The 11,853-nt window shown below is 60.6% G+C and carries 12 protein-coding genes and 1 tRNA gene; 6 read left to right on the forward strand and 7 right to left on the reverse strand.

Annotated elements, in window-relative coordinates:
• Positions 1 to 10: 10 nt before the first annotated feature.
• Positions 11 to 178, forward strand: a complete 168-nt coding sequence (gene rpmG, locus CNX70_RS23875; RefSeq protein ID WP_010400929.1) for a 50S ribosomal protein L33 — start codon at positions 11 to 13, stop codon at positions 176 to 178.
• Between the two features lie 139 nt (positions 179 to 317).
• Here the strand turns inward: rpmG and CNX70_RS23880 are convergent, their stop codons facing one another.
• From CNX70_RS23880 to CNX70_RS23900, 5 genes are all read right to left on the reverse strand, one after another.
• Positions 318 to 1,487, reverse strand: a complete 1,170-nt coding sequence (locus CNX70_RS23880; RefSeq protein WP_425269208.1) for a DesA family fatty acid desaturase — start codon at positions 1,485 to 1,487, stop codon at positions 318 to 320.
• A 171-nt stretch (positions 1,488 to 1,658) separates the two neighbouring features.
• Entirely contained in the window at positions 1,659 to 3,017 is a 1,359-nt protein-coding gene (locus tag CNX70_RS23885; RefSeq protein WP_096237574.1) for a mechanosensitive ion channel family protein, read from the reverse strand.
• 123 nt (positions 3,018 to 3,140) lie between these two features.
• On the reverse strand, positions 3,141 to 4,460 hold the full coding sequence (locus CNX70_RS23890; RefSeq protein ID WP_096237575.1) for an RsmB/NOP family class I SAM-dependent RNA methyltransferase: 1,320 nt from the start codon (positions 4,458 to 4,460) through the stop codon (positions 3,141 to 3,143).
• A 21-nt stretch (positions 4,461 to 4,481) separates the two neighbouring features.
• A complete protein-coding gene (gene purN, locus CNX70_RS23895) occupies positions 4,482 to 5,090 on the reverse strand; it encodes a phosphoribosylglycinamide formyltransferase (RefSeq protein ID WP_096237576.1) in 609 nt (202 codons plus the stop codon).
• A gap of 156 nt (positions 5,091 to 5,246) precedes the next feature.
• Positions 5,247 to 5,645: a barstar family protein gene (locus CNX70_RS23900; RefSeq protein WP_071075771.1), complete on the reverse strand. Its 399-nt coding sequence runs from the start codon at positions 5,643 to 5,645 to the stop codon at positions 5,247 to 5,249.
• Positions 5,646 to 6,204: 559 nt separating this feature from the next.
• Here CNX70_RS23900 and CNX70_RS23905 point away from each other — a divergent pair.
• From CNX70_RS23905 to CNX70_RS23925, 5 genes are all read left to right on the forward strand, one after another.
• Positions 6,205 to 6,717: a glycine zipper 2TM domain-containing protein gene (locus CNX70_RS23905; protein ID WP_071075770.1), complete on the forward strand. Its 513-nt coding sequence runs from the start codon at positions 6,205 to 6,207 to the stop codon at positions 6,715 to 6,717.
• 201 nt (positions 6,718 to 6,918) lie between these two features.
• Entirely contained in the window at positions 6,919 to 7,707 is a 789-nt protein-coding gene (locus CNX70_RS23910; RefSeq protein ID WP_096237577.1) for a class I SAM-dependent methyltransferase, read from the forward strand.
• Between the two features lie 47 nt (positions 7,708 to 7,754).
• On the forward strand, positions 7,755 to 9,521 hold the full coding sequence (locus CNX70_RS23915) for a GspE/PulE family protein (protein WP_096237578.1): 1,767 nt from the start codon (positions 7,755 to 7,757) through the stop codon (positions 9,519 to 9,521).
• Positions 9,522 to 9,589: 68 nt separating this feature from the next.
• A tRNA-Lys gene (locus CNX70_RS23920) sits at positions 9,590 to 9,665 on the forward strand.
• Positions 9,666 to 9,769: 104 nt separating this feature from the next.
• A complete protein-coding gene (locus tag CNX70_RS23925; RefSeq protein ID WP_096237579.1) occupies positions 9,770 to 10,177 on the forward strand; it encodes a hypothetical protein in 408 nt (135 codons plus the stop codon).
• 14 nt (positions 10,178 to 10,191) lie between these two features.
• Here the strand turns inward: CNX70_RS23925 and CNX70_RS23930 are convergent, their stop codons facing one another.
• Both CNX70_RS23930 and CNX70_RS23935 read right to left on the reverse strand, forming a co-directional pair.
• On the reverse strand, positions 10,192 to 10,695 hold the full coding sequence (locus CNX70_RS23930) for a hypothetical protein (protein ID WP_096237580.1): 504 nt from the start codon (positions 10,693 to 10,695) through the stop codon (positions 10,192 to 10,194).
• A gap of 3 nt (positions 10,696 to 10,698) precedes the next feature.
• Positions 10,699 to 11,745, reverse strand: a complete 1,047-nt coding sequence (locus tag CNX70_RS23935) for a lysozyme inhibitor LprI family protein (protein WP_096237581.1) — start codon at positions 11,743 to 11,745, stop codon at positions 10,699 to 10,701.
• Positions 11,746 to 11,853: the final 108 nt, after the last annotated feature.

Consider the following 11,853-nt stretch of genomic DNA (forward strand, 5'->3'; position numbering starts at 1 on the left):
GGGAGCTATCATGGCAAAATCAGGCCGCGACAAAATCAAGTTAGAATCGACCGCCGGTACGGGTCACTTCTACACGACTACCAAAAACAAGCGTACGACGCCTGCGAAAATGGAGATCATGAAATTTGATCCTAAAGCACGCAAGCACGTAACGTACAAAGAAACCAAAATCAAGTAATTGATCTTGTGTTCTGTAAAAAGAACCGCTCCGATGAGCGGTTTTTTTTCGTCCTGATTTTTTACGCCGCCCTCCCCCTTTGCCAGGGCGAAAAAAAAGGCCCTGGAATCCAGGGCCTTGATATGGCGCAACAGGCTAATCAGGCATAGCTGCGCAGGCGCAGTGAAAAATCCTGCAGCGACTGGATGCCCGACGCTTCGGCGCGCGTGCACCAGTCTTGCAGCTTCTGCAGCAATTGCTCGCGCGTAAAGTGCGAACGCTCCCAGATGGCCCCCAGCTCCACGCGCATGTGGTGCATGGTTTCCAGCGCCTTGCTGTGCTGGAACAATTCAGACAGTTGCTCATGGTGCGCCTCGGCCAGCTTGCCCGGCTCGCGCTGCATCAGCTTGCGCGACGACTTGAGGAAACGCTTTTCCAGTTCGGCCTTGTGCTTCAGGTGTTCCAGCTCTTCCTTCCAGGCATGCTTGATCGATTTCGCGTACTTGGCCATCACGTCGTAGCGGTTGGCGATGACCGACTGCAAGGTCTCGAAGTCCGCTTCCAGCTTGCCGTGCGAGAACTTCGGTTCCGGCGCCAGCTTTTTCACCTTGGCCAGACCCAGCATTTCCAGCGCGCGGATATACGCCCAGCCGATATCGATTTCATACCATTTCGACGACAGCTTGGCCGACGTCGCATACGTGTGGTGATTGTTATGCAACTCTTCGCCGCCGATCAGGATGCCGAACGGAATGATGTTGGTGGCCGCGTCGGCGCAATCGTAGTTGCGGTAGCCCCAGTAGTGGCCGATGCCGTTGATGATGCCGGCTGCCGTGATGGGTATCCACATCATTTGCACGGCCCACACGGAAATGCCGATCACGCCGAACAACACGAAATTGATGACGAACAGCGACACCACGCCCAGCCAGCTGTACTTGGTGTACAGGTTGCGCTCGATCCAGTCCGTCGGCGTGCCGTGGCCATACTTGGCCATGGTTTCCATGTTCTTCGATTCAGCGCGATACAGCTCGGCGCCTTCCCAGAACACTTTCTTGATGCCGCGCGTCACGGGGCTGTGCGGATCTTCTTCCGTATCGCACTTGGCATGGTGCTTGCGGTGGATAGCCGCCCACTCCTTGGTCACCTGGCCCGTCGTCAGCCACAGCCAGAAACGGAAGAAATGGCTGGGGATGGCGTGCAATTCCAGCGCCCGGTGAGCTTGGTGGCGGTGCAGATAAATCGTGACGCTGGCGATCGTGATATGCGTGACCACCATGGTGTACAGGAAAACTTGCCATGCGGTCAGATCGGTAATGCCAGTTGCCATGAACTGCAAAACGTCGTGTAAAACGGAACTCAATGTCATTACTACTACTCCAAGTGGACAGGCATGCGCACGGTCGCTCCAGTGACTCTGGAGGTCCGGCAGAGTTAATTTTAGGCGTAATTGTACGCCCTAATGGGTACGATCAGGCAAAATCGGAGGCAGGCAGCGAGGTTAAGGCTGGGTGCCGGATGGCGCGGACTCACCCTCTGCCGCGCCCGCGAGCGGGGCAGGAGGCGTACCAACAATACGCAATTCGCGTTGCGGAAACGGTACAGTGACCTTATGTTCCTGCAAGGTGCGCCAGATGGCGCGGTTCACATTCGACTTCACGCCGCCGGTGCCGTTTTCCGGGTCGGCGATCCAGAAGCCGATCTGCACATCGAGGCCGTCGGCGCCGAAACGCACAAGGGTGGCCGATGGCGGATTGCTTTGCGACACACGCGGCACCTTGGCCGTCGCCGCTTCCAGCAAGGGGAAGATGACATCGATATCCGTTTCATAGCCCACCGACACGGCCGTCGACAGCCACACCATGCGGTTGCTCAGCGACATATTCTGCACGCCGCCGGAAATCAGCATTTCATTCGGCACGATGGATTCAACGCCATCGCCACCCAGTAATACAGTATAGCGCGTATTGATCTGCGTCACCTTGCCCGTAAATTGCCCCACCGTGATCATGTCGCCGATGGTCAGACTGCGGTCGAGCAGGATGATGAAGCCGGAAACGAAGTTCGCGGCGATCTTTTGCAAGCCGAAGCCCAGCGCCACGCCGAAAGCGCCGCCAAACACGGACAGCACCGTCAGGTCGATGCCCACCAGCGACAGGCTGACCAGCACTGAAACGAGGATCAGCACGGCGCGCCCCATGCGCGACAGCACCACGCGCAAGGAGGTGTGCAAGCCCTGCATTTTCATCAGGCGCTCGTCGAGCGAAGTGCCGGCCCACATGGCCAGCACCAGCAGCACGGCCACGGAAATACCGGCTTGCAAGATGGCAGCCACGGACACCTTGTTGCGGCCCAGCGGTACGACGATGCCTTCCAGGAAGGCATGCAACTCCGGCCACAGGCCCGTGATATACAGGGCCATGCCGGCCCACACCACCACCGTGAATATCTTTTCCAGCAACAACATGGTGGGACTGATGTCGCCATGGCGGGCAAAAATACGGCGCAGCACATAAAAACCGAAGCGCACCAGCGCCATCGAGGTGCACAGGGGGATGGCAATACTGAGCAGATTCACCGACTGGAACTTGGCCAGGAAATGTTGCGCAATGCCCAGCAGCATGGCCGCCAACACGGGCGTCAGGATGCGAATGAAACTGTCGGTGCGCTGCAAGGTTTCCGGCGTAGCCGGGACAGCGGCCGCTTCCGCCCGCTGGTGCAGGAATGCCCGCAACTGCCGCACCAGCAGCCAGCTCAGTGCCAGGCAGGCGACGATGACCAATGCCTGCCACAGGATGGCCGGTTGACGGAAATCGTCGACAAAGTCAGTGATCAGGTTGAGCAGCGGGGTTTCATTCATGGCGGATGGTCTGGAAGATGGTGCAGGGAAATAACTGGGCGGGGCGCCCACAGCCTGCGCCAGACTGGCTGGCGCAAGTGCATGGCCACCGCTGCGATGCTGCAGCGGCGGCCCGTGACCAACTTATTCGGCTGGTTCAGCGTCAGCGTCGTCGGCCGGTTTTTCATCGGCGTAGACTTTTTTCGGCATGACCTTGCGCTCGAACACGGCGGCGAAGAAGCCGTCGGTATGGTGCAGGTGCGGCAGCAATTTCAGGTAATCGCCCATTTCCAGTTCGATCTTCTGTTCGGCCAGCACCTTGCTCATCGGCACCAGGGTGAAGTCCGGATGGGCCGCCAGGAATTGCTCGGCGATAAAATCGTTTTCTTCGTTCAGGAAACTGCAGGTGGCGTACACCAGACGGCCGCCGCCCTTGACCAGGCGCGCCGCGCCGGTCAGGATGGCTGCCTGCTTGGCTTGCAGTTCGACGATGGAGTTCGGCTGCTGGCGCCATTTCACGTCCGGATTGCGGCGCAGGGTGCCCAGGCCGCTGCACGGGGCGTCGACCAGCACGCGGTCGATCTTGCCGGCCAGGCGCTTGATCTTGGCATCGCGCTCATGCGCGATCTGCACCGGATGCACGTTCGACAGGCCGCTGCGGGCCATGCGTGGCTTCAGCTTGGCCAGGCGTTTTTCCGACACATCGAACGCATACAAACGGCCCGTGTTGCGCATCAGCGCACCCAATGCGAGCGTCTTGCCGCCAGCGCCGGCACAGAAATCGACCACCATCTCGCCGCGCTTGGCGCCGACGATCTGCGACAGGATCTGGCTGCCCTCATCTTGCACTTCGATGGCGCCGCTCTGGAACAACGGCATGTTTTGCAGCGAAGGCTTCTTGATCACGCGCAGCCCCAGCGGCGCGTAAGGCGTCGGGGTGCTGAGGATCGGTGCTTCGGCCAGGGCCAGCATCACGTCTTCACGCGTGGCCTTGAGCGAGTTGACGCGCAAGTCCAGCGGCGCCGGTGCGTTCAGCGCATCGGCCAGCTTCATGGTTTCCGCTTCGCCGAACTGGGCGATCAGCTTGTCGAACAGCCAGGTCGGCATGTTGGCACGCATGTTCGACGGCATCAGGCTGCGGTCGATCTGCGTGATGCGTTCCAGCCATTCCACTTCTTCTTCCGTCAGGCCACCCAGGGAGTCGGCACCAACGGCTTCGGCCAGGCCGAGGATGGTCAAACGGCGCATGGTCGGGCCACTGCCCGCTTCGGCGAAATCGGTAAAGAACGACTTGTTGCGCAGCACGGCATAAATGCCTTCGGCGATGGCGCCGCGTTCGCGCGAACCGAGGCGCGGATGGTCGCGGAAATAGCGCGACAGGGTGGTGTCGGCCGGGGCCGTGAAACGTAAAATTTCGCGCAATACTTCTTCAGCATTGGCAAGTATCGCTGGTGGCAATCTCATTGTTATTCTTCCTGTAATATTTTATTGAGGGTCCACGCGGACCTGGCCATGCTCGACTGACAGTTTATCGTCAATGAACAGGCGGATGGCGCGCGGGTAAAGCAGATGTTCCTGTACCAGCACGCGCGCCGATAAGCTGTCTTCTGTGTCGCCTGGCAAGACGGGGACTTTCGCACTCGCCACGGCCGGGCCATGATCGAGCTCGGCAGTTACGAAATGCACGGTCGCGCCGTGTTCCGTCACACCCGCCTCGATCGCCTGGCGGTGCGTCGCCATGCCCGGGAACAGCGGCAGCAGCGACGGGTGGATATTGAGCATGCGCCCCGCATAATGCTCGACGAAGGGCGGCGTCAGGATGCGCATGAAACCGGCCAGCACGACCAGGTCGGGGGCGAAGCCGTCGATCACGGCTTGCAGCGCCGCATCAAACTGCTCGCGGCTGGCATAATCCTTGTTGGCAACGACTGCCGTCGCTATCCCATGTTCCGCGGCAAAAACCAGTCCCTGGGCGTCGGCCCGGTTACTGATGACGGCGGCAATCCGGGCTGGCCATTGCTCGGCTTGCGCCGCGCGGACGACCGCCTCCATGTTGCTGCCGCGTCCGGAAATGAGGATAACGATATTTTTCATAGCGCGCATTGTACCCGCTATGGCGATGCGAATCTAGAAAGGCCGGTATTATTGTTGCGGCGCAACATAAGCGCCAGCGCGCCGCAGCCGCCCGGCGATGCTGATTCCCATCTGCATGGGAAGCCGGCTTCAGGGCATCGCGGCAAGAGTAAGTATTTACTCGAACGAATAGAAGACGCGGAACGGCACTTTCTTCTCGGCCCAGTAGTCGGCCGCATCGCGGAACACGTCGAGCAGGATCTCGCGCGCTTCCTTGTCGAATTTTTGCGTATTTGGCAATTGCTCGAGCACCACCAGGAAGCCCGTTTGCGTGCCGGCCTTGTGCATGGTATCCGTCAGGCACAGGCGCAGGGCATCAAAATTCTTTGCCAGGTTTTTCGGGAACAGGAATGCTTCTGCAATAATGCCGATGACTTGTTGTTTGGTCTGTCCAGCGTTGCAATGCGCATATAAAAAGTGCTGCCCGAGACGGATCGCCTCGTCTTGTAACTCGGTCACGCGAAAGGCACGGATGGACTGGACAAGGTTGGGCGGCACGGTTAGTAACAAACTCATTTTTCCCTCAAATCGACCTGTTATGTATGGATTTGTTTAAGTAACCCCCAATAAATTATTGTGATTTCTAACTTCCATAACCGGCGCTCTGCGGCGTTGCCCACCGCTAGCAGTGCTCGCACTGCGTCGCAGCGGACGCCTTGCATAGCATCCGGTTCTGTTCGTTATAAATTTACAATATTTTCCTGAGCATTACTTAGCTGCTCTTCTTATTGCATCCCGCACGCGGGTCAATGCGCACGCGGTGATTCGATCTGTATCAACTTTTATGCGATTCAGTGCGATTTTATATAAGCCATACGCGTATTAGGGTAACGTGTTGTCCTGTATGAATCAACCCGAATGTGATGTCAAACGCAAGATTTGTTACAAACCGCTGGTTTCAAGTCACTTCAACATCTTGTATCGATTGAAAGTGCATGTTACAGACTGTGGGGCAAGGGGCTTGGGCTGTTACATTTTGTTGCCATGCGAACGACAACCGGGCAGCGAGTCGGATTACTATAGACTCAAGTTATAAAAAATACCCTGAAAGATTCTCTACATAATGAGGTTAGAAATGAACTTGCAAGCCAAATTGATGATGTCAGCCCTCTGTATCGGCACATTGCCACTCGCTCAGGCTGCCGACTTTGAAGATTTCGGCAAGGTCGTGCGCGTCGTGCCACAAGTGGAACAGATCAATCGTCCACGCCAGGAATGCCGCACGGAATACGTGCAAGTGCAAGCGCCGCCGCAACAGCGCAGCGCTGGCGGCTCCATCGTCGGCGGTATCGCCGGCGCCCTGCTCGGTAGCCAGGTCGGTGGTGGCAATGGCCGCACGGCCGCTGCTGCTGCCGGCGCGATTGCCGGCGCCGTCGTCGGCGACCGTGTCGACAACCAGAACAATTACCAGGGCGGCATGCAGGAACAAGCCGTCAAGCAATGCCGCCAGGTCGACCACTGGGAATCGCGCAACAATGGCTACCAGGTCACCTACGACTACCGCGGCCGCAACTACACGAGCATCATGTCCTACGATCCGGGCGAACGCATCCGTTTGCGCGTATCCATCGAGCCAGCTCAACAGTAACGCCTGACATAAGCTGCTGCGCGTCGGCATAGGCGGCCTGCGATGCTCACCGTACTAGAGTACGGTTGCGCTTCTCGGCCACCTCTTCCTTCCGCTCGCGACGCTTCTGTCAGGCGTTGTTACTCATTATTAAAATGCCGATTCCTAAGGGTCGGCATTTTTTATGGCACGTTATAATGCGGCACACTTTCAGGCCGCCTTATGCTTATCAAACGAAAATCCATCGAACAAGTCGAATCCTCGCGCCCCGCGCGCAAACCCCGCTACGCCCCTGTCACCCTGTCCGAAATGGATGGCGTGCGCTATCTGCATTTCGGCACGGAATGGGTGCAGGGCGCCATGCGCATCCGCAAGCCGGACTGGCCGGAACTCGAATACGCGCAGCAGATGATGGCGTGGATGCTGTGGATCGAGCAGCCGCAGCGCCTCGCCCAACTGGGCCTGGGCACGGGCGCGCTGACCAAGTTCTGCTACCGCCAGTTCCCGCAGGCGCAAGTCGAAGCCATCGAACTGAACCCGTCCGTCATCACCATCTGCGCTTCGATGTTCAAGCTGCCGCCCAACGACGAGCGCCTGCACGTGCGCGAGATGGATGCGCTCGACTACGTCAACGACGACGCCAATCACGGCACCCTGGACGCCCTGCAGGTGGACCTGTACGACGCCACCGCGCGCGGTCCCGTGCTCGACAGCGCGGACTTCTATTCCGCCTGCTGCGCCTGCCTGGCGCCGCACGGCATCATGACGGTCAACCTGTTCGGCGACCACCCCAGCTACGCGAAGAACATCAAAGCGATGAAGTTTGCGTTTGCACAGGTGATCTGCCTGCCGGAAGTCCATGATGGGAATGTGGTGGCGATCGCGTTCAAGACGAAAGTGGCGCTCGATGCCGAAGCGCAAGCGGCCCTGCTGGAACGCGCCAAGCAGATCGTTGCCGAGACCAAGCTGCCCGCCAAGACCTGGGTCAAGGGCATCGTCAGCACCCTGTAAGCACCGGCACAGCCACGCAAGGCCGGCAGCCCTGAAAGGCACCGGCCATGCCCGCTTCCCCTCCTCCCTCTCCCATTTCACCCAACACGCCGCTGCAACTGCCGCAACTGCTGGCCTGGCTGCAGGAAGACGGCTTGCTCGATGCGGCGCAAGCGGCGGCCATCGTCGCCCAGGCCGCCCTGCTGCCGGCGCCCCCCTTGCATCCGCTATGCAGCATCGCCCACGACGCACTCACGCTCGACACCCTGTGCGCCTGGCTGGCGCAACGCTCGGGCTTGCCGTATGTGCGCATCGATCCCTTGCACATCGATTTCAGCCAGGTGGCCGACGTCATGACGGCCGGCTACGCGGCCCGCTTCAACATCCTGCCCGTGGACAGCACGCTTGAGCGCATCGTCATCGCCACGGCCCAGCCCTACGCGCTCGCTTGGCAGGCGCAACTGGGGAACCTGGCGCCACGCAAGCTGAGCCTGGTCATCGCCAATCCGCTACACATCGCCGACGCCATCGCGCAATTTTTCAGCCTGGCCACTTCCGTCAAGGTAGCCCGGCAAGCGTCCACGCAAGACCTGGCACTGCGCCAGAATGTCGAGCAGCTGGTGGAGCTGGGGCGCAACAAGACCAGCCTCGACGCCAACGATCAGCACGTGGTGCGCATCGTCGACTGGCTGTGGCAATACGCGTTTGTCCAGCGCGCCTCCGACATTCATCTGGAACCGAAGCGCGATGCGGGCCTCGTGCGCCTGCGCATCGATGGTCGCCTGCACCAGGCGTATCAATTGCCGCCCGTGGTCTTGCTGGCCATGACGGCGCGCATCAAGTTGCTCGGGCGCATGGACGTCGTGGAAAAGCGCCGCCCCCAGGATGGCCGCATCAAGACGCGCAATGCGCAGGGCAAGGAAATCGAGCTGCGCCTGTCGACCTTGCCCACGGCCTTTGGCGAAAAGCTCGTCATGCGCATCTTCGACCCGGAAGTGGCCGTCAAAAACCTGTTTGAGCTGGGCTTTCCGCCTGAGGACGCCGAACGCTGGCGCCAGCTGACGGCGCGTACGCACGGCATCGTGCTGGTGACGGGCCCCACCGGCTCGGGCAAGACCAGCACCCTGTACAGCACATTGAAGGCGCTGGCCAGCAGCGAAGTCAATGTGTGCACGGTGGAAGACCCGATCGAAATGGTCGAGCCAGCCTTCAACCAGATGCAGGTGCAAACCCAGGCCGGCATCGAACTGTCGTTTGCCGATGGCGTGCGCGCACTGATGCGGCAAGATCCCGATATCATCATGGTGGGAGAGATCCGCGACCTGGCCACGGCCGAGATGGCCATGCAGGCGGCGCTGACGGGCCACTTGGTGCTGTCGACCCTGCACACCAACGACGCACCCTCGGCCGTCATGCGCCTGCTGGAACTGGGCTTGCCCGCCTATTTGCTGGAAGCGTGCCTGGCCGGTGTGCTGGCGCAGCGCCTGCTGCGCTGCCTGTGTCCGGACTGTAAACAGCCGGGCGACGCCCCGGACGCCGCCGCATGGCAGCGCCTGACGGGCGGCCAGCTGGAACGGCCGCAGGCCACGTACCGCCCCGTTGGCTGCGCCCTGTGCCGGCACAGCGGCTACCTGGGGCGTGCCGGCATTTATGAACTGCTGAGTGTGACGGAAACGTTCGGCCAGCTGATCAAGGCGGGCGCCGACCTGCACGCCTTGCGCCGCCAAAGCCTGCTCGACGGCATGACGCCGCTGCGCATCGCGGGTGCGCGCAAGATCATCGATGGCGCGACCAGCATCGAGGAAGTGCTGAAGCTCACGGCAGCCCTGCCTTGACTGGCCTGCACTTTCTCGCAGGAATGCTTTGCATTCTTTTTCAACTGATATATAATGCGGCCTCTTTCGGGTCGTTAGCTCAGCTGGTAGAGCAGCGGACTTTTAATCCGTTGGTCGCAGGTTCGAATCCCGCACGGCCTACCACGAATGCGCAGTACTAAAAAGCCCATCCTCACGGATGGGCTTTTTTCGTTTCAGGCTCCCACGGTTATACTGGCTCTTCGTCTTGCCAGACCTGAAAGAAACGCATGAAACTTGCCGCCCTCCTCCTGTCCACCGCTTGCCTGTCCGCCCAAGCGCAAGCACAAGTACAGCCGCCCATCGTGCTCGATGGCCAGTACAGCGCGCGCACGGACGAGATGAGCTTGCAGATCATCGGCGAGCGCGTCTGCTTCGTGCCCGACAAGGCGCAGTGGAGCCGTCTGCCCCGCCCTGCCGCCACGCACGCCGTGTGGTTTTGTTTCAGCAACGATGGCGAGGCGCGCCGGCTGCTGCGCGTGCCCGCGCGCCAGGCCGACAATTGCGGCTGGCAAGCGCGTGCGCGCATCGTCATCGACACCTATCAAGCGTACGTCGAGCAAGGTGACGGCAACGACATGGCGCGCCTGGCATCCGTGGTGAAGGTGGCGCAACCGAATGCCATCGCCTGCGAGTAATCAGTTCAGTTCGATCAGTCCAGTTCATACTCCTGCAGATAGCGGGCGAACAAGTCGCCATCGGCCAGCGGGCACGCAAAACCGGCACCCCAGTCGGCCAGCAGCAACTGCGCTTTCAAGGGCAGCAGCAACAGCTCAGGCATGGCGTAGCTGCACCACAAATCCACCACGATGCCGTCGTCGTCCAGGCCGGCAAACAGGGTTTCCGTCTTGTCGCCGCCAAAGGCCAGCACGTTCTTGCATTCCACGCGGTAACTGCTGTAGCCCGTGTAGACGGCGTCATACGGCGGCATGGCGTCCGCCAGCGCCAGCCGCAGCTGTTCCATCGTGAGGCCCAGCGCGCGCATCTGCGACGGCGGCGCCTCGGGCACGTACATCTCGGTCCAGCCGGCGCCGCTGCGGTGCGCATCGGCGAACGCCTGCTGCTCACCCATCTGCGTCAAACAGTACTGCAAGTTATCCAGCGGCAGCAGTTCGATCATGCAAAAATCATCTTCGTGATAATAGGCTTCGCGCATGCTTCAATTCTCCAGCAAATCTTGTAATTGGGCATTGCGCCGCGCCGTCAGCAGACCAGCCCAGGTGTCGCTCGTCACGGACGGATAGCGCACGGCGCCGAAATTCATCCAGGCATCGCGGTACGCCAGCCACAGGCGCTGGGTGGCGCGGATGCCATCCTTGCCCACGGCGCCCGCGTACGTCTCGGCCGGCTTTTTCATCAGCTTGCCGTAGATGGCGTTGAGCTCCTTGTCGAGCGCCGCCACCTGTTCCTTGGACATGCTGGCTGGCAACTTGCCCGCTTCGTAGCCACGCACATCCTGCGCCAGTAAATCGAGCTCGGCCGTGCGGGCGGCAATGCTCAGGGCGGCGCGCGCCGTGCCGCTCAAATCCGTTTCATTCGCTGCGCGCGCGTCGGCAAACTTGCTTGCCGCCGTCTGTAGTTTTTGCAGCGACGCTTGCGCCACGGCAGGCATGCTTGCGCTGACTTTGCCTGTCGCCTGCGCGCGCACGCGCTGCTTTTGCCGCGCATCGATGGCGCTGCACACGCCCATCATGTAGCCGCTGGTGATGTCGTCGCACCAGTCCATCATGCCGCGTCCACTGGCATTGATCTGCTGCAAGTGTTCGATGCGGCCCTGCATCTCGGCCGGCGCCGCATCGATGCTGCACGCATACTTGAGCGCCAGCAGCGGGTCTTTCTGCACGCCCTGTCCATTCTGATACAGCATCATCAGCACGGCGCTGTTGTGCGTAGCCATCGCGCAATGGCGCGCGGGACGCCAGTCAGCGGGCTTGGGCGAAGACATACTCTTGGTATCGTAATACAGCTCGCTCGCCTGGCACTGCTGCAAGGCAGCCACGGCGGACGGCGCCGGCAGGTCGGCGGGTGGCGGCGCCGCATCCTTGACCTTCAGGCAAGTCGTATACCAGGCCGTGCTTTCCGCGTGGCCCACGCCCATGGCGCTGGTATTCGGGTAGGGTGCGGCGGCAGCGGCAAAGCCCGGGGCGGCAAGCAGCGCGCCCGCGCCCAGCAATAGCGTTTTCAATAAGGGTAGACAAATTTTCATGTTCAAGCAGCGCCAGCGTGAGTAAAGCGGCAAGTTTAACTGATCAGCCAAGCGGCACCCGCCCGTTACACGCCCATCCCGCCTGGTAAGTAACGGTACTCAGCCTTG

It is taken from the genome of Janthinobacterium svalbardense, assembly GCF_002327145.1.
Taxonomy (GTDB): Bacteria; Pseudomonadota; Gammaproteobacteria; order Burkholderiales; family Burkholderiaceae_D; genus Janthinobacterium; species Janthinobacterium tructae.